12 protein-coding genes are annotated in these 17,946 nt (G+C 71.7%); 4 read left to right on the top strand and 8 right to left on the bottom strand.

Annotated features, from left to right (window positions below):
* The first annotated feature begins 213 nt into the window (after window positions 1-213).
* A complete protein-coding gene (locus OG982_RS24295; protein ID WP_266949248.1) occupies window positions 214-2,223 on the top strand; it encodes an ABC transporter ATP-binding protein in 2,010 nt (669 codons plus the stop codon).
* 123 nt (window positions 2,224-2,346) lie between these two features.
* Window positions 2,347-4,563 carry a germacradienol/geosmin synthase gene (locus OG982_RS24290; RefSeq protein ID WP_266949247.1) on the top strand — a complete coding sequence of 739 codons (2,217 nt, stop codon included), beginning with the start codon at window positions 2,347-2,349 and terminating at the stop codon, window positions 4,561-4,563.
* A 13-nt stretch (window positions 4,564-4,576) separates the two neighbouring features.
* On the opposite strand, the gene OG982_RS24285 is transcribed toward OG982_RS24290, so the two are convergent.
* The 8 genes from OG982_RS24285 to OG982_RS24250 form a co-directional block, all read right to left on the bottom strand.
* Complete coding sequence (locus OG982_RS24285) at window positions 4,577-5,809, bottom strand: GNAT family N-acetyltransferase (RefSeq protein WP_266949246.1); 1,233 nt, start codon at window positions 5,807-5,809, stop codon at window positions 4,577-4,579.
* A gap of 109 nt (window positions 5,810-5,918) precedes the next feature.
* On the bottom strand, window positions 5,919-6,476 hold the full coding sequence (locus OG982_RS24280) for a septum formation family protein (protein WP_266783355.1): 558 nt from the start codon (window positions 6,474-6,476) through the stop codon (window positions 5,919-5,921).
* A gap of 98 nt (window positions 6,477-6,574) precedes the next feature.
* Window positions 6,575-7,849, bottom strand: coding sequence for a YncE family protein (locus OG982_RS24275; protein ID WP_266949245.1), 1,275 nt, complete (start codon window positions 7,847-7,849; stop codon window positions 6,575-6,577).
* A 113-nt stretch (window positions 7,850-7,962) separates the two neighbouring features.
* Window positions 7,963-9,114 (bottom strand): XdhC family protein, encoded by a 1,152-nt coding sequence (locus tag OG982_RS24270; protein ID WP_266783358.1) that lies wholly within the window; start codon window positions 9,112-9,114, stop codon window positions 7,963-7,965.
* 94 nt (window positions 9,115-9,208) lie between these two features.
* On the bottom strand, window positions 9,209-10,672 hold the full coding sequence (locus tag OG982_RS24265; protein WP_266783360.1) for an NCS2 family permease: 1,464 nt from the start codon (window positions 10,670-10,672) through the stop codon (window positions 9,209-9,211).
* Between the two features lie 356 nt (window positions 10,673-11,028).
* Window positions 11,029-13,434, bottom strand: coding sequence for a xanthine dehydrogenase family protein molybdopterin-binding subunit (locus tag OG982_RS24260; protein ID WP_266783362.1), 2,406 nt, complete (start codon window positions 13,432-13,434; stop codon window positions 11,029-11,031).
* Window positions 13,435-13,436: 2 nt separating this feature from the next.
* Window positions 13,437-14,042, bottom strand: a complete 606-nt coding sequence (locus OG982_RS24255; RefSeq protein ID WP_266783364.1) for a (2Fe-2S)-binding protein — start codon at window positions 14,040-14,042, stop codon at window positions 13,437-13,439.
* A gap of 2 nt (window positions 14,043-14,044) precedes the next feature.
* Complete coding sequence (locus tag OG982_RS24250; protein ID WP_266783366.1) at window positions 14,045-14,941, bottom strand: xanthine dehydrogenase family protein subunit M; 897 nt, start codon at window positions 14,939-14,941, stop codon at window positions 14,045-14,047.
* 253 nt (window positions 14,942-15,194) lie between these two features.
* Between OG982_RS24250 and OG982_RS24245 the strand changes: the two genes are divergently transcribed.
* A complete protein-coding gene (locus tag OG982_RS24245) occupies window positions 15,195-16,877 on the top strand; it encodes a PucR family transcriptional regulator (RefSeq protein ID WP_266783368.1) in 1,683 nt (560 codons plus the stop codon).
* 166 nt (window positions 16,878-17,043) lie between these two features.
* Window positions 17,044-17,820, top strand: a complete 777-nt coding sequence (locus tag OG982_RS24240; protein ID WP_266949244.1) for a hypothetical protein — start codon at window positions 17,044-17,046, stop codon at window positions 17,818-17,820.
* Window positions 17,821-17,946 lie beyond the last annotated feature (126 nt).

The following is a 17,946-nucleotide window of genomic DNA, read 5'->3' as shown; positions in this document are numbered from 1 at the left end:
ACGGAGCGCGACCCGGGCGCCCCTTGGGCTCGGCGCACCGGTCGCAACTCTGTACGGGCGTTCGCTCCCGGCGGCCCGTGACGGCGCTCTGAACAGCCGCGTTCTCCCGGCGTCAGTGCGTCGGTTCGCCCGTCGCGGTACATCGGGAGGAATCTTGCGATCCGTACACGTTCATGTGGTGTTCGACCCCGCACCGGGCGGAGGTGGCCGCGCATGAGGCTCCTCAAGCGGCCGGCAACGGCCGAGCCCACCGTCTCCGAGAGCGAACGCCGGCTCTTCGGCGGTCCGCTGCGCTACGACGCCGGCTGGGCCAACCACGAGTACGCCCTGCTGGAGAGCCGGCTGCTCACCACCCTGCGCGCCATGCCCCGCATGGTCGGCGGCACCCTCCGGCTCGCCTGGGACACCGACCGGCCCGCCCTGCTCACCGTCGCCGTCGCCGAGGCGGGCCAGGGCGTCACCTCCGCCGTCGGGCTGCTCGTCCTCAGCGACGTGCTCCGTACGCTGTTCGGCGCGGGCAGCCCGGCCGAGCGGCTGCACGACGCCCTGCCCGCCCTCGCCGTCGGCGCGCTGGTCGCCGTACTGGGAGCCGTACTGGCCTCCCGGTCCACGGCGGCCGCCGGGCGGCTGGAGCCCAAGGTCGAGCGGGCCGCGCAGGAGCAGTACCTGCACGCCGCCGTCGAGGTCGAGCTGGAGGCCATCGAGGACGGGGAGTTCCGGCGGCTGCTGGACAGCGCGCAGTGGGGGCCGCCCTCGGCCCGCCGTACCGTCGGCGCCTGCGTGGCCACCCTCGGCGGGCTGATCTCCCTCGTCGCGACCGCCGGGGTGCTCACCGTGCTGCACCCGCTGCTGCTGCCCATGCTGCTGCTGATCGCCGCCCCGCGCGGCTGGGGCGCGATGCGGGTGGCGCAGCGCCGCTACCTGTCGGTCATGGCCTGGGTGGAGCACGTACGGGCCGCCCGGCTGATCGGGCAGCTGCTGATCGCCCGTACGTCGGCGCCCGAGGTCCGGGTGCACGGCGTCGGCCGCTATCTGCTGGGCCACTACCGCAACATGGCCGAGCACGCCGAGGGCGAGGCCACCCGGCTCGCCAGGGACAAGGCGGCGACCGAGCTGCTGGCCGCCGCCCTCTCCGGGCTCGCGGCCCTGGTCACGTACGCGGCGATGGGCGCGCTGATCGCCGCCGGGCGGATGGACCTGGCGGTCGCCGGCACCGCCGTGATCGCCGTGCGCACCGGCTCGGCGAGCCTGGGCGCCCTCGTCGCCACCACCAACACCCTGCACGAGGAGTCCCTGTACGTACGGGACCTGGAGCGGTTCGTCGCCGAGGCGGGCCGGCGCGTCATCCCGCCCGGCGGGCGCTCGCTGGCGGAGCGGCTGGGCACGATCCGGCTCGCGGACGTCGGGTTCAGCTACCCCGACCGGGAGGAGCCGGTCCTCGCCGGGGTGTCGCTGACCATCGAGGCGGGCCAGGTCGTGGCCCTGGTCGGGGAGAACGGCTCCGGCAAGAGCACCCTGGTCAAACTCCTCGCCGGTCTGCACCTGCCCGACACGGGGTCGCTGACCTGGGACGGCGTGGACGTGCGGGAGGCCGACCGGGAGCAGGTCTTCGACCGGGTCGCGCTGCTGACGCAGGACTTCGAACGCTGGCCGGTGACCGCCCGTACCAACATCGCCATCGGGCGGCCCGGCGGCGAGGGCGCGGACGGCTCGGTCGACCAGGCGGCGGAGGTCGTCGCCGCCGCGCGGTACACGGGCGCCGACCAGGTCGTCGAGAAGCTGCCGCACGGGTACGAGACGCTGCTCGCCCGGATCTTCCGGGGCGCCTCGGAACTCTCCGGCGGACAGTGGCAGAAGTTCGGCCTGGCCCGCACCCGTTACCGCGACGCCCGCGTCATCGTCGTGGACGAGCCCACTTCGGCCCTGGACCCGGCGGCGGAGATCGCCGCGTTCGACAGCATCCGCGGCCTGGCCGGTCCGCACCGCGCGGTCGTCCTCGTCACGCACCGGATGTCCGGGGTGCGGCACGCCGACGTCATCTACGTCCTGCACGAGGGCCGGCTCGTCGAACAGGGCGGCCACGAGGAGCTGTTGGAGCTGGGCGGCCGGTACGCGGCGATGTTCCGCATGCAGGCCGACCAGTACGGGGACCGGCCGGAGGGGGTGAGCACCCGTATCCCCCGGCAGGCCCCGCCGCCGCAGAAAGGGACCACGGTCACCTGATGCGGTGAACTCCTCCCTGTCCCAGGGGCACCAGGGGTAGGGCACTGCTGATGTCTTGCGGGGGCCCGGGCGGCCGGGCCCCCGCACCTGGTACGGACAGACAGACGAAAGGCCGACCCCACCGTGACGCAGCCGTTCCAACTGCCGGATTTCTACGTGCCGTATCCGGCGCGACTGAACCCCCACCTGGAGGACGCGCGGGTCCATACCAAGCGGTGGGCGCGCGACTTCGGGATGCTGGAGGGTTCGGGCGTGTGGGAGGAGAGCGACCTCGACTCGCACGACTACGCCCTGCTGTGCTCGTACACCCATCCCGACTGCGACGCCGAGGCGTTGTCGCTGGTCACCGACTGGTACGTGTGGGTGTTCTTCTTCGACGATCACTTCCTGGAGATGTACAAGCGCTCCCAGGACCGCGACGGGGCCAAGGCGTACCTCGACAGACTCGCCGCGTTCATGCCGATGGACCTGGCGGATGGTTTCCCCACGCCCACCAACCCCGTCGAGGCGGGCCTCGCGGACCTGTGGGCGCGCACGGTGCCCGCGATGTCGATGGACTGGAGGGAACGGTTCTCCGAGTCGACGCGGAACCTTCTCGACGAGTCGATGTGGGAGCTCGCCAACATCAACATCGGGCGGGTGGCGAACCCGCTGGAGTACATCGAGATGCGCCGCAAGGTGGGCGGCGCCCCCTGGTCGGCGGGACTGGTCGAGTACGTCGGCGCCGAGGTCCCGGCGCGCATCGCGCGCTCCCGGCCGCTCGGCGTGCTGCGCGACGCCTTCTCGGACGCCGTGCACATCAGGAACGACATCTTCTCCTACCAGCGCGAGGTCGCCGACGAGGGCGAGCTCTCCAACGCGATCCTGGTGCTGGAGACCTTCCTCGGCTGCTCCACCCAGGAGGCGGCCGAGGCCTCCAACGACCTGCTCACCTCCCGCCTCCAGCAGTTCGAGCAGACCGCGCTCGCCGAACTCCCGCAGCTCATCGCCGACCACGCGCTGGAGCCGGCGGAGATCGCGGCCGTCCTCGCCTACGCGAAGGGGCTCCAGGACTGGCAGTCCGGCGGCCACGAATGGCACATGGTCTCCAGCCGGTACATGAACAAGGAGGCCCGCCCCACCGCGCCGCTGTCCCTGCCCTTCATGCCGACCGGGCTCGGCTCCACCGCCCTGGACCTGCGGGCGATCCTGGAACCGCGGGCGCTGGAGAGGCGCCGCCGGTCCTTCTCCCACACCCCCTTCGAGCGCACCGGCCCGTCCGTGATCCCGGACATCTACATGCCGTTCCCGCTCTCGCTGAGCCCGCACCACGCGTACGCGCGCGAGGGATCGGTGGCCTGGGCGCGGGAGATGGGCCTGCTCGATCCGCAGCCCGGCGACCCCGGTTCGGCGATCTGGAGCGAACCCAAGCTGCGCGGCTACGACTTCGCGCTCTGCTCGGCCGGCCTCGACCCCGACGCCACCCGCGAGGCGCTGCTGCTGAACGCATGCTGGCTGACCTGGGGCACGTACGGCGACGACTACTACCCGGTGGTGTTCGGCCAGGCCAAGAACCTCCCGGCGGCGAAGGCGACCACGGCCCGGCTCATCTCCATGATCCCCGTGGACCACGCGGAGCAGCCGACGCCGGCGACCGCGATGGAGCGGGCCCTCGGGGACCTGTGGGTGCGCACCTCCGCGGAGATGACCCCGCCGGTCCGCGCGGAGTTCCGGGCGACGCTCGTGGACATGCTGGAGAGCTGGCTGTGGGAGGTGGACAACCAGATCCAGAACCGCATCCCGGACCCGGTGGACTACGCCGAGATGCGCCGCCGCACGTTCGGCTCGTACCTGACGATGTACCTGTGCCGGCTGGGCCGGCAGGGCCGGGGCATCCCGGAGGAGATCTACGCCTGCGGCACCATCCGGTCCCTGGAGAACGCGGTGGCCGACGCCGCCTGCATGATCAACGACATCTTCTCGTACCAGAAGGAGGTGGAGGTCGAGGGCGAGGTGCACAACTTCGTGCTCGTCACCCGAAACTTCTTCGACATCGGCTACCCCGAGGCGCTGCACATCTGCCACGACCTGATGACCCGGCGCACCGAGGAGTTCGAGCACATCGTCGCGAACCAGCTGCCGCTGCTCTACGACGACTGGAAGCTGGACGCGCAGGCCCGGGCCGGCATCGACGCGTACGTGGGCGAACTACAGGACTGGCTCGCCGGTGTACTCAACTGGCACCAGAACGTGGCCCGTTACCGCGAGGAGGACCTGCACGGGCTGCCCGGCCTGCTGTCCAGCGGGGTGCTGAGCCCGTCGTTCGGGATGTCGGCGGCCCGGATCTCGCTGCCCCGCTGAGGGGCGGGACGGCTCAGAACTCGTCGGCGGTGTGGGGCAGCAGGTCCGTCCGCAGGGCCGCGTCGAGCGCCGCCGCGGCGCCCGGCGTGTGCTCGCGCACCAGTCCGGCGGCGACGAGTTCGACGACCCGGGTCCCGCCGAGGTAGCAGGCGGCCAGCTCCCGTACGTCCAGCTCCAGGTCGGGAGCCTGGCCGGCCCGCTCGTACGTGGCCCCGCCCGGGCCCGCCTTCAGCCGGAACCGCCCGGCGTTGGCGGGCAGGCGTACGTCGGCCAGCTCCAGCACCAGTTCCACGGGCGCGGCCCACGACCGTGCGGTCAGCGCCGCCCGTACGTCGACCAGGCGCAGCCAGAGCGCGGGGAACGCGGCGGTGACCCTGACCTGGTCCCGGTCGGCGGCGAAGTGCAGCAGCGGGTCGTCGGCCGGCCGGCCCCAGGCGCAGACCCTGCCGGTGAGGTCGAGGCCGGCCACGCACTCCCAGAGGGCGGCGGCGGCCTGCGGGGTGTCCGCCTCCAGCTCGTCGACCCGGACCAGGCCCGGGGTGTGGACGGGGCCGCTGTCGTCGCCCGGCTTGGTGCGGTAGACCACGTACCCGGCGAGCGGCTCGCCGGGCTCCCCGAGGGCGATGATCCGGGGCGGGCTCAACTCGTCGTCCTCCTCGTCCTGTTCGCACAGCCACTCCAGGGTCCACCGCTCGGGGCTGCGGCTCGGGCGGCCGGCCCGCAGGGCCCGGGTGGCCTCGTAGGCGGGGCCGATCACGGCGGGGGCGTCGGCCGGGTCGATCAGCCGCAGCGGGCGCCGGTCGGGGGTGACGCGCAGGGCCAGCGGCCGGGTGGAGTCGATCTCGACGGTGACGCCCTGGGTCGCCGCCCCGTACCCGAACCGGCCGTAGATCGCGGCCTCCGAGGCCCACAGGGCGACGATCGGACTGCCCGCCGCGCCGGTGCGGCGCAGCTGCTCGGCCATCAGGGCGGTGAGCACGCCCCGGCGGCGGCGGGTGGGCGCGACGGAGACGAAGGTGAGCCCGGGACAGGGCAGGTCCGCCCCGGGCACCGAGAGCCGGAAGTCGTACGCGGCCATGAATCCGACCAGGGTGTCGCCCTCGTAGGCGCCGAGCCGCGCGCAGCCGCCGAGCAGGGTGTGGTGCCGGGCGCGCGCCTCCTCCTCGGGGCGATCGTGGAAGACCAGGTAGGCGAGCTCCAGGGCGCGGTCGATGTCGGCCTCGGGTACCTCGCGGATGTCCACCATGATCCGGAGACTAATCGGTCATCGCGGACCGGTCACCCCATTTTGGCCGGATGTCCCCGGGCCAGGGGACACGCCCACCCCGAGGCGGGAGGGGTCAGGCCCGGCGGGCTCAGGAGCCGCCGGCGCGCACCGAGCCGGCGCTCGCGCCGTCCTCGTCGCTGACGAAGCAGGTGATCTCGTGCTCGCCGAGCGTCCAAGTGGCCTGCACCGGGTAGTAGTAGTACACCTCCATCGTCTTCGGGAGCTTCGCGGCCTTGCCCGCGTAATCGCCGAGCGCCTTGCCGCCGCACTTCTCGTCGGCGATCGATTGCACCTTCTCGACCCCCGGGTACGGCCCGTCGGGCAGGCGGACGACGGCGAACGCCTCCGCCTGGTGGGGCCGGGCACAGGGCACGGTGTCCACGGACAGGGGCGCCTGGCCCTCCTCCCCTTCGTACTCCGTGAAGTCGTCGTCGGTGTTGAAGCAGTCCCCCACCTTGATGTCGTCCACGTCGCCGAAGGCGGGGCCGGCGACACGGTCGACGGCGCCGGCCCGCGCTCCGGACACCCCGAGGAACAGCGCGAGCGCGAGGGCCACGACGGCGGACCGGCCCCGCCGGTACCGTCCCGGCCGCGCGGGCGGCTCGCGGAACGAGGGTCGTTGCGGTGGTTGCGGTGGTCTGGACATGCGCGCGGCTCTCCTCGCATTTTCCGACGGGCCGCACGGGCCGGAACTCGCCGACGCGTGCCCGCCGATGGAGTGTGCCCCGCTTCCTACGCTACCCCCTACCGGGCGGCGGGGCCGGTCCAGCCGGTGGGGACGTGGCCGAGGCGGACGCGCTGGGGGTGGTCGCCGACGGGGACGGAGACCCGCTTGGCGCCCGTCGCGAAATCGATGGCCGTGACCCGGTCGGCGCCGCTCTCGGAGATCACGCAGCCGGTGCCGTCCCCGTCGACCGTGGCCCAGTACGGCTTGGCGGCGGGCACCAGCGGCCCTTCGGTGAGGGTGGCCCGGTCGACGACCGTCGCGTAGTCGTCCATGGTTCCCGCGATGCAGAGCTTGGCGCCGTCGGGGCTCATGGACATGCCGTGGTGGCGCGAGTCGTTGACCCAGGTGGTGCGGTCGCGGCTGGTCGCCGGGTTCTCCGGGAGCGTCTTGAGGCGGGTGATCCGGTCGGCGGACACGTCGTATTCCAGGAAGCCGTTGAAGAACGAGACCTGGAAGTACAGCTTGGACTCGTCGGGGCTGAAGGCCACCGGCCGCACGGCGTCGGAGAGGTCCGCACGGCCGAAGGCGTCGAGGCGCTCGCGCATGTCGATCACCCGGACCGTGCGGAAGGTCCGCGCGTCGACGAGGGTGATCTTGCGGTCGCCCTTCGTCCAGTCCAGCCACGGCGCGTCGAGGGCGGAGGTCACGTCGCCGATGGAACTGTTCCACAGGAAGCGGCCGTCGCGGGTGAAGGTGTTCTCGTGCGGCTTGTCCCCGGTGGCGAAGGAGCCGAGCTGCCGGCCGGTGGCGATGTCCAGCACGTGCACGGTGTTGGCGGTGGAGGCGGAGACGGCGACGCGGGTCCCGTCGGGTGAGACAGCCATGTGGTCGGCGCGGTAGCCGGCCACCGGGAAGCGCCAGTTGATCCGCCCGGAGCGGACGTCGAGGGAGACGACGTCGGCGAAGCTGGGGCGGGAGACGACCACCGCCGAGCCGTCGGGGGTGGTGTACATGTCGTCCACGAACTGGTCGTGGCCCTCGCCCGCGGTGGCGCGGATCCCGAGGAAGAAGCCGAGCTTGACCGGGTTGAGGTAGATCTCCCGGAGCCGCTCCTCCTTGTCGGGGACCACGTTGATCCGCCCCACGCGCGCGAGGTCTCCGGTCGAGGCGAGCACATCGGCGGTGCCCTCCCAGTTGTTGCCGACGAAGAGGACCTCGCGGAGGTCCGCCGCGTCCGGGGCGGCGGCCGACGCGGGGCCCGCGGCGAGCGCGGCCGCGGCCAGCACGCAACCGGCGAGGAGCGCGCGCAAGGGGGTACGGACGGGGCGTGCCGTGCGTGTGGTCCGGGACATCCGCTCAACTCCGTTACGGAAAGGCGCTGTTACCGGCGGGTAAAATAGGCGGAACGGCAAAAGGGCGCAACCCTCAGGGGTGCGCCCTTTCGTCAGCCCGGGAACTCACCGCTTCAAGCGACGACGCCGATCCTGCTGACCACGGTGTGGGAGCTGTCGTGGTGGATCGGGATGTGCGCGCCGGTCAGCGCGGCCCCGGTGCCGCCGCGGCGGTTGGCGACGATCTCTGCGGCGATGGACAGCGCGGTCTCCTCCGGGGAGCGGGCCCCGAGGTCCAGGCCGATCGGGGAGCGCAGCCGGGCGAGTTCGAGCTCGGTCACGCCGACGTCGCGCAGCCGCTTGTTGCGGTCCTCGTGGGTGCGGCGGGAGCCCATGGCGCCGACGTAGGCGACGGGAAGCTTGAGGGCCAGTTCGAGGAGCGGGACGTCGAACTTGGCGTCGTGGGTCAGCACGCACAGCACGGTCCGGCCGTCCACCGCGGTGGTCTCCAGGTAGCGGTGCGGCCAGTCGACCACGATCTCGTCCGCCTCGGGGAAACGGTTCTTCGTGGCGAACACGGGCCGCGCGTCGCACAGCGTGACGTGGTAGCCGAGGAACTTGCCGATCCGCACCAGGGCGGAGGCGAAGTCGATGGCGCCGAAGACGATCATCCGCGGCGGCGGGACGCTGGACTCGACCAGTACCTTGAGCGGCTCTCCGCACAGCCGGCCGTCGGCGCCGATCTCCAGGACGCCGGTCTTGCCGGCGTCCAGCATGGCGCGGGCCTCCTCGGCGAGGGTGCGGTCCAGCTCGGGGTGCCCCCCGAAGCCGCCCTCGTAGGCGCCGTCGGTACGCACGACCAGGGCGCGGCCCATCAGCTCCTGCGGACCCTCGGCGATCCGGGCGACCGCCGCCGCCTCCCCGCGGGCGGCGGCGGCCAGCGCGGCCGCGAACACCTCCCGCACGGGAGAGCCCACGGGGACCGGGGTCACCAGGATGTCGATGACTCCGCCGCAGGTCAGGCCCACGGCGAAGGCGTCGTCGTCGCTGTAGCCGAAGCGCTCGCGAACGGTCTCGCCGTCCTCCAGCGCCTGCCGGCACAGCTCGTACACGGCGCCCTCCACGCATCCGCCGGAGACCGAGCCGATCGCGGTGCCCTCGCTGTCGACGGCGAGCGCGGCGCCGGGCTGCCGGGGCGCGCTCCCGCCGACCGCCACGACGGTGGCGACTGCGAAGTCACGTCCCTGCTCGACCCACCGGTTCAGTTCCTCGGCGATGTCCAGCATTGCGGCCTCCTCGGAGGGGTTCGGTTTCCAGTATCGGATGCGTGGCGGGTCCAGTGCCGACCAGGGGGAGAAAGGCCCTGGTCGGCTGGCTGAACTAGTTGACGCCGAGCCATCCCTCGATCGGGTGGAGGGCGAAGAAGACCACGAAGATCACGGTCAGCGCCCACATGAAGGCACCGATCTCCCGCGCCTTGCCCTGCGCGATCTTGATGGCCACGTACGAGATCACACCAGCGGCGACACCGGCGGTGATCGAGTAGGTGAAGGGCATGATCGCCACGGTCAGGAAGACCGGGATGGCGGTCGCGCTGTCGGACCAGTCCACGTGGCGGGCGTTCTGCATCATCATCGCGCCGATGACGACCAGGGCCGCGGAGGCGACCTCACCCGGGACGATCTGCGTGATCGGGGTGAAGAAGAGGCAGGCGGCGAAGAAGAGGCCGGTGACGACGGAGGCGAGACCGGTACGGGCTCCCTCGCCGACGCCGGTGGCGGACTCGACGAACACCGTCTGGCCGGAGCCGCCCGCGACACCGCCGATGGCACCGCCGGCGCCGTCGATGAACAGCGCCTTGGACAGGCCCGGCATCCGGCCCTTGTCGTCGGCGAGCTTGGCCTCGGTGCCGACGCCGATGATGGTGGCCATCGCGTCGAAGAAGCCGGCGAGGACGAGGGTGAAGACGATCATGCCGACCGTCATGACGCCGACGTCACCCCAGCCGCCGAAGGAGACCTGGCCGAACAGCGAGAAGTCCGGCATCGACACCGCGGAGCCGGTGAGCTCCGGGGCGCCGTTCTTCCAGGCCTTCGGGTCGATGTCCGCCACGACGTTGAGGATCGCGGCGAGGACCGTTCCGCCGACGATTCCGATCAGGATGGCGCCGGGAATCTTGCGTGCCTGAAGCATGAAGATGGTGATCAGGGTCACGCAGAAGATCAGGACGGGCCAGCCGGCGAGCTCGCCGGCGGCGCCGAGGGTCACGGGAGGAGCGAATTCCCCGCCGTTGCCCACGAAGCCGGCCTTCACGAGGCCGATCAGGGCGACGAACATGCCGATGCCCATGGTGATGGCGTGCTTGAGCGCGAGGGGGATCGCGTTCATGATCATCTCACGGAGGCCGGTGACGACCAGGAGACAGATCACGACGCCGTACATCACGCACATGCCCATGGCCTGCGGCCAGGTCATCTGGGGGGCTACCTGCGAGGACAGCACACCGGAGACGGACAGTCCGGCGGCCAGGGCGAGCGGGACCTTGCCCACGAAGCCCATGAGGAGCGTGGTCAGGGCCGCGGCGAAGGCCGTGGCCGTGATGAGCGCCTTCTGGCTCATGGTGTCTCCGGCGACGTCCTTGCCGGAGAGGATCAGCGGGTTGAGCAAGAGGATGTACGCCATGGCCATGAAGGTCGTGACGCCGCCACGAATCTCATTGCCGACGTTGGAGCCTCTGTGCGTGATGTGAAAGTACCGGTCGAGCCAAGAACGCCCCGCGGGGGTGCGAGAGCCGTCGCCGGCCTCTTCCGCGGTGGTCTTGGGCTCTACAGACGACTGGGTCATGGTGCCTAACTCCCAAGGTTCAAAGGGGCACCCGCATAAAGATTGGAGACGCGGGATTTGGGAAACTCCGTTTGGCTGCACGACCCGGGGTGACGGCCCGAGGCGACGCGAATGTTCCTGCGTGTACTGCGGGTACTGCGGGGGTTCTGCGGTACTGACGGGGCACCGGGGTTGTGGTGCCACCGGGGGTGCTGCGGGGGGATAACGCCGGTGGAACGGGCCGCGAGCGGTGCGGCTTTTTCGTCTTCCGGACTTTCGTACTCCGGGCGGTGTGGCCGGCAAGTGTGACGTTCCCTGGTCACACCGCCCGGAGAGCTTGGGGTCCGGGGGCCTTTCGGCCCCCGGAGGGCGCCGTCCTAGAGGGTGCCGGTGAGGGCTTCCGGACGGATCGGCGTCTTGTTGAGCTCCAGACCGGTCGCCTGCCGGATCGCCGCGAGGACGGCCGGGGTGGACGACAGGGTGGGGGCCTCGCCCATACCGCGAAGGCCGTACGGCGCGTTCGGGTCGGCGAGCTCCAGGACGTCGACCGGGATGGTCGGGGTGTCGAGGATGGTCGGGATCAGGTAGTCCGTGAAGGAGGGGTTGCGCACCTTCGCGGTCTTCGGGTCCACGATGATCTCTTCCATGATCGCGACGCCCAGGCCCTGGGTGGTACCACCCTGGATCTGGCCGACCACGGAGAGCATGTTCAGGGCCTTGCCGACGTCCTGCGCGGTCGCCAGCTCGACGACCTTGACGAGGCCGAGCTCGGTGTCCACCTCGACCACCGCGCGGTGCGCGGCGAACGTGTACTGGACGTGTCCGTCACCCTGGCCGGTCTTGAGGTCGAAGGGGACGGTCGGCCGGTGCCGGAACTCCAGCTCCAGGTCGATCGCGTCCTCGCCCTCCAGGATGTCGGCGATGTCCGCGAGGACCTCGCCGCCGTCGGTGACGACCTTGCCGCTCTCCAGGAGCAGCTCGGCGGTCGCCCACGCCGGGTGGTAGGAGCCGTTCTTGCGGCGGCCGATCTCCAGGACCTTCTCGCGCACGGCCTCGCAGGTGTTCTTCACGGCGCCACCGGTCATGTACGTCTGCCGGGAGGCGGACGTGGAACCGGCGGAGCCGACCTGCGTGTCGGCCGGGTGGATGGTCACCTGCGTGACGCCCAGCTCCGTACGGGCGATCTGGGCGTGGACGGTGACACCGCCCTGGCCGACCTCCGCCATCGCCGTGTGGACCATCGCGACGGGCTCGCCGTTGATGACCTCCAGGCGGACACGGGCGGTGGAGTAGTCGTCGAAGCCCTCGGAGAAGCCGACGTTCTTGATGCCGACCGCGTAGCCGACGCCGCGGACGACGCCCTCGCCGTGGGTGGTGTTGGACAGGCCGCCCGGCAGCGCGCGGACGTCCGCGCCCTCGCCGGCGGTCTCCCACTGGCGCTCCGGCGGCAGCGGGCGCGCCTTGACCCGGCGCAGCAGCTCGGCGACGGGCGCCGGGGAGTCCACGACCTGGCCGGTGGGCATGATCGTGCCCATCTCCATGGCGTTCAGCTGGCGGAACTCGACCGGGTCCATGCCCAGCTTCGCCGCGAGCTTGTCCATCTGGGCCTCGTAGGCGAAGCAGGCCTGGACGGCGCCGAAGCCGCGCATCGCACCGCAGGGCGGGTTGTTCGTGTAGAGCGCGATCGCCTCGATGTCGACGTCCTCGACCACGTACGGGCCGACCGACAGCGAGGAGGCGTTGCCCACGACCGCCGGGGAAGCGGACGCGTACGCGCCGCCGTCCAGGACGATCTTGCACTTCATGTGGGTGAGCTTGCCGTCCTTGGTGGCGCCGTGCTCGTAGTAGAGCTTCGCCGGGTGGCGGTGCACGTGCCCGAAGAAGGACTCGAACCGGTTGTAGACGATCTTGACCGGCTTGTTCGTGGCGAGGGCCAGGAGGCAGGCGTGGATCTGCATCGAGATGTCCTCGCGGCCGCCGAAGGCACCGCCGACGCCCGAGAGCGTCATGCGGACCTTCTCCTCGGGGAGACCGAGGACCGGGGCGATCTGCTTGAGGTCCGAGTGCAGCCACTGGGTGGCGACGTAGAGGTCGACGCCGCCGTCCTCGGTGGGCACGGCGAGGCCGGACTCCGGGCCGAGGAAGGCCTGGTCCTGCATGCCGAAGGTGTACTCGCCCTTGACGATGACGTCAGCGCGCTTGGCGGCCTCGTCCGCGTTGCCGCGGACGATCGGCTGGCGGTGCACGATGTTCGGGTGCGGGACGTGACCGGAGTGGTGGTCGTCGCGGCCCTCGTGGATCAGCGGCGCGCCCTCGGCGAGGGCGGAGGCCTCGTCGGTGACGAGCGGCAGCTCGCGGTAGTCGATCTTGATCTTGGCGGCCGCACGGCGGGCGGTCTCCGGGTGGTCGGCGGCCACGAGGGCGACCGGCTCACCGTGGTGACGTACCCGGCCGTTGGCGAGGACCGGGGTGTCCTGGATCTCCAGGCCGTAGTTCTTCATCTCGGCCGGCAGGTCGTCGTAGGTCAGCACCGAGTAGACGCCGGGCATCGCGAGGGCCTCGGAGATGTCGATCGAGGCGATCTCGGCGTGGGCGACGGTGCTGCGCAGGGTCTGGCCCCAGAGCATGTCCTCGTGCCACATGTCCGAGGAGTACGCGAACTCACCGGTGACCTTGAGGGTGCCGTCCGGGCGGAGCGTGGACTCGCCGATGCCGCCCTTGTTGTGCTTCTGGGTGACGTTGGTCGGCGTACCGGCGGGAACGGTTCGGGTGTTCTGAGCCATGGTCAGACCGCCTCAGACTGACGGGCGGCCGCGAGGCGGACCGCGTCGAGGATCTTCTCGTAGCCCGTGCAGCGGCAGAGGTTGCCGGACAGGGCCTCACGGATGTCCTGGTCGGACGGGGAGGAGTTCTCCTCCAGCAGCGCGTCGGCCTGGACCAGCAGACCCGGGGTGCAGAAACCGCACTGCACGGCGCCGGCGTCGATGAACGCCTGCTGGACGTTGGAGAGCGGGGCTCCCTCGCCGGTCTGCGAGTCACCGGGCTTGGCCTGCCACTGCTTGGCCGCGTCCAGGGACACGCCCTTGCTGCCGCAGCCGCCGCCGGTGCCGCAGGCACCGCCGTGGCCGTGCTCCTCGCGCTGCTTGGCGAAATCGGCCAGGCCCTCGACGGTCACGACGTCGCGACCCTCGACCTGGCCGGCGGCCACCAGACAGGAACAGACGGGCACGCCGTCGAGGCGGACGGTGCAGGAACCGCACTCGCCCTGCTCACAGGCGTTCTTCGAACCCGGCAGGCCCAGGCGCTCGCGCAGGACGTAGAGGAGGGACTCGCCCTCCCACACGTCGTCGGCTTCCTGCTGACGGCCGTTGACAGTGAAATTGACGCGCATGATTACGCAGCCCCTTCAAGCGAGCGGCCGTTGCCGGTACCGCGGTACTGCTCCCAGGTCCAGACGAGCTGGCGGCGAGCCATGATGCCAACCGCGTGACGGCGGTACTTCGCCGTGCCGCGGACGTCGTCGATCGGGTTGGCCGCGCCGGAGGCGAGGTCACCGAACTGCTTGGCGATCGACGGGGTGATGACCTTGCCGGACTCCCAGAAGCCGCCCTCTTCGAGCGCGGCGTTCAGGAACTCCTCGGCGGCCTTCGCGCGGATCGGGGTCGGCGCGGCCGAACCGATTCCGGTACGGACCGTGCGGGTCTCGGGGTGCAGCGCCAGGCCGAACGCGCAGACGGCGATGACCATCGCGTTGCGGGAGCCGACCTTGGAGTACTGCTGGGGGCCGTCCGCCTTCTTGACGTGGACGGTCTTGATGAGCTCGTCGGCGGCCAGCGCGTTGCGCTTGACGCCCGTGTAGAACTCGTCGATCGGGATCAGGCGAGAGCCGCGCACGGACTCCACCTCGACCTCGGCACCGGCCGCCAGCAGGGCGGGGTGCGAGTCGCCGGCCGGGGAGGCGCAACCGAGGTTGCCGCCGACGCCGCCGCGGTTGCGGATCTGCGGGGACGCGACCGTGTGCGAGGCGAGCGCGAGACCCGGGAGCTCCGTGCGGAGGTTTTCCATGATCTGCGTGTACGGGACGGAGGCGCCCAGACGCACCACGTCCTCGGCGACCTCCCACTCCCGCAGCAGACCGATGCGGTTCAGGTCCAGGAGGTACTCCGGCCGGCGGTGGTCGAAGTTGATCTCGACCATCACATCGGTGCCACCCGCAATCGGCACAGCTGTGGGGAACTCGGCCTTAGCGGCGAGCGCCTCCTCCCAGCTGGCGGGGCGAAGGAAGTCCATGTGCGGCTCTCTTCTTCTTCATCGTGTCGTTCACTTCAAGCCAGGAGGCCATCAGGCCCTCGACTGGTCGTTCACGTGCTGTTAACGCGGTGTGGAGTCAGTACACAAGCCGCGCGTCCCCCGGGTGCAGTCACCGAAACCATGAAGGAGTTGGCTGACGGCCTCCCTCGTCTTGTAGATTCGTATGAAAGGCAGGATGCGATGACCTGCCCGATTTCCAACGGCAACATCGAGACAGATCGGCGGCGACATCATGCGGCTGCGCGCACTGCTGGAAACCGAGGCGCTGGGGCTGCGGCTGCTGGGCGGCGAGGAAGAACTCGACCGGACGGTCCGCGGGGTCATGACGACCGACCTGAGGGATCCCAGCCGGTACCTCACCGGAGGCGAACTTGTCCTGACAGGGCTGGCCTGGCGAAGAAATTCAGCCGACTCCGAGCCATTCGTACGAATCCTCGCGAGCGCGGGTGTCGCGGGGCTGGCGGCGGGCGAGGCGGAGCTCGGCGACATCCCCGACGATCTGGTCTCGGCCTGTGTGCGCAACCGGCTGCCGCTGTTCGCGGTGAACGAGGACGTTGCATTCGCCACGATCACCGAATACGTCGTACGGCAGGTTTCGGGAGAGCGCGCGGGCGACCTCGCGGCCGTCGTGGACCGCCATCGCCGGCTGATGACATCGGGCCCGGCGGGCGGTGGCCCCGATGTGGTGCTGGATCTGCTCACCACGGACCTCGACCTTCGGGCCTGGGTGCTCTCACCCACGGGCCGACAGATCGCCGGAGCCGGCGAACCGCTGGCGCCGGGCGTCTGCGCCACACTCGCGAGTGAGCACCTCGCAGCGGTCCGGACCGGCCGCAGGGGCCCGCACCGGATCTCCATCCAGGGTATTACCTACTCGCTGTTCCCGATCAGGGGACACGGCCGCGGCGCCGCGGCCGGGCCCGCCTCGCGGGACGTCCGCGAGAGCGTGCTGTCGGACTGGCTGCTGGCCGTCGAGGCGGACGCGGGCGACTGGCCGGCCGAGCGGCTCGACCTGCTCCAGGGCGTCACCCAGCTGATCGCCGTCGAGCGGGACCGGCGCGACGCGGCCCGTACGGTGCGCCGCCGGCTCGCGCAGGAGGTGCTGGAACTGGTCCAGACGGGCGCCCCGCCCGCCGAGATCGCCGCGCGCCTGCGGGTGGCCGCCCCGGTACTGCTGCCCGGACTGGGCGCCGCCCCGCACTGGCAGGTCGTCGTCGCCCGGGTGGACTGGGAGGGCGGGGACATCCCCGGCGGCCCGGTGGCCCAGTCGCTGCTGGAGGAGATCCTGGTCGACCCGTCGATGTCGGGCCCGGAGCCCTCCGACCGGATCGCGGTGGCCCACGCGGGTGACGAGGCCATCGCCCTCGTCCCGCTGCCGTCGCTGCTGGGCGACGCCGGGGAGGACAAGGGCCCGGACGCCGCCCTGCACGCCGACGCGCTGCTCGCGTCCGTGCGGGAGCCGCTCGCCGCCGGGCTGGCCGACGACGGCCGGATCACGCTGGGGGTCAGCGCCGCCGTGCACTCGGCGGAGGGGCTGCGCGGGGCCCTGGAGGAGGCCCGGCACGCCCGCCGGGTCGCGGCGGCCCGGCCGGGCCGGGTGTGCGCCGCCGGCCACCACGAGCTGGCCTCGCACGTGCTGCTGCTGCCGTTCGTGCCGGACGACGTGCGCCGGGCCTTCACCGCCCGACTGCTGGACCCGCTGCGGGACTACGACCGCCGCCACCGGGCGGAGCTCATCCCGACCCTGGAGGCGTTCTTGGACTGCGACGGTTCCTGGACGCGGTGCGCGACGCGGCTGCACCTGCATGTCAACACGCTGCGCTACCGGGTCGGGCGAATCGAGCAGTTGACGGGTCGGGACCTGTCGCGGCTGGAGGACAAGCTCGACTTCTTCCTCGCACTGCGGATGAGCTGAGCCGATACGGTCGGGCGCCGGTCGAGGGCCGGTCGGGGGCGCCTGATGCGGCATCCGGACTTTGTGAAAAGGTTCACCCGACCCCTTGGCCGATCAAGGCGATCCGTGCTCTCATTTCGCCCCAGGGCTCGAAGACGTGCTGCTTGGTTGCTTTGGGGAGGGCAATGTGGCGGACACCGCCATGTCCGGTGCCGGAACTACCGGGGGAGACGACCCCCTCCAGCGGGCGATATGGCGGCTGCGCTCGCGCGGCTGTTGGACCGACGCGGCGGCCCTGCTGACGCCGCACGTGGGCAGCGCGGGGGCGGCCGTGCAGCGCACCGCGCTGCTGGTCGAGCGGTGCCTGTTCACCGGGCAGGGCTGGGCCGAGGCGGAGGACGCGCTGCGGGTCGCGGAGGCGGTGGCGCGGGACGACGACGAGCGGGGCGCGGCGGCGTGCGAGCGGGGCCAGCTGGCGTACGCGGCCACCGTTCTGGGCGTCCGCGACCGCTCGGACGAGGCCCGGTCCGCCCTGGGGCGGGCGGCGGCCCTGCTTTCCCCGGGCTCGCGGACCCGCCCGCTGCTGGACTTCCGCCGGGGCCTGGTCGCGGAACACCTCGCGGACGCCCCGCAGTCGGCCCGTCCGGCGTACCGTCGCGCCCACGCCGGCGCGTTGGCCCACGGCGACACCCTGCTGCTGTCCTTCACGTGGCGGCACCTGGCGGCGCTGTCCCTCCGGGACGGGGAGGTGGCGGAGGCCCGCAAGGGCTTCGCGGAGTCGCTGCGCATCCGGGAGGACCTGGGGTTCCTGGTCGGCACGGCCCCCGCGCTGGCCGCCCTCGCCGAGGCCGAGCCGGAACCGGAAGCCGCCCGGCTCCGCGCGGAGGCCCGCCGCCTGTTCCACCTCCTGGGCGGCATCCCCACCTGGCTGGCCGACCAACTCCACCCGGCCCCGGCCACCTGACCCCCGCCCCGCGCGGGCCCTGCCCGGCCGCGCCCTCAATCGCCGGCCGGCCAAAAAACCTGGGGCTCCGCCCCGGACCCCGCGCCTCAAACGCCGGCGGGGCTGGAATGTGCGGGCATCCGGCAC

Source organism: Streptomyces sp. NBC_01551 (assembly GCF_026339935.1).
Taxonomy (GTDB): Bacteria; Actinomycetota; Actinomycetes; order Streptomycetales; family Streptomycetaceae; genus Streptomyces.
Note: the sequence above shows the minus strand (reverse complement) of the source record. Positions and strands in the feature narration are given on the sequence as shown.

Excerpts from the sequence above, each read along its gene's own strand:
- OG982_RS24295 (WP_266949248.1), top strand. The coding sequence starts at position 214 with ATGAGGCTCCTCAAGCGGCCGGCAACGGCCGAGCCCACCGTCTCCGAG.
- OG982_RS24285 (WP_266949246.1), bottom strand. The coding sequence starts at position 5,809 with ATGGTGGACATCCGCGAGGTACCCGAGGCCGACATCGACCGCGCCCTG.
- OG982_RS24280 (WP_266783355.1), bottom strand. The coding sequence starts at position 6,476 with ATGTCCAGACCACCGCAACCACCGCAACGACCCTCGTTCCGCGAGCCG.
- OG982_RS24275 (WP_266949245.1), bottom strand. The coding sequence starts at position 7,849 with ATGTCCCGGACCACACGCACGGCACGCCCCGTCCGTACCCCCTTGCGC.
- OG982_RS24270 (WP_266783358.1), bottom strand. The coding sequence starts at position 9,114 with ATGCTGGACATCGCCGAGGAACTGAACCGGTGGGTCGAGCAGGGACGT.
- OG982_RS24265 (WP_266783360.1), bottom strand. The coding sequence starts at position 10,672 with ATGACCCAGTCGTCTGTAGAGCCCAAGACCACCGCGGAAGAGGCCGGC.
- OG982_RS24260 (WP_266783362.1), bottom strand. The coding sequence starts at position 13,434 with ATGGCTCAGAACACCCGAACCGTTCCCGCCGGTACGCCGACCAACGTC.
- OG982_RS24255 (WP_266783364.1), bottom strand. The coding sequence starts at position 14,042 with ATGCGCGTCAATTTCACTGTCAACGGCCGTCAGCAGGAAGCCGACGAC.
- OG982_RS24250 (WP_266783366.1), bottom strand. The coding sequence starts at position 14,941 with ATGGACTTCCTTCGCCCCGCCAGCTGGGAGGAGGCGCTCGCCGCTAAG.
- OG982_RS24245 (WP_266783368.1), top strand. The coding sequence starts at position 15,195 with ATGCGGCTGCGCGCACTGCTGGAAACCGAGGCGCTGGGGCTGCGGCTG.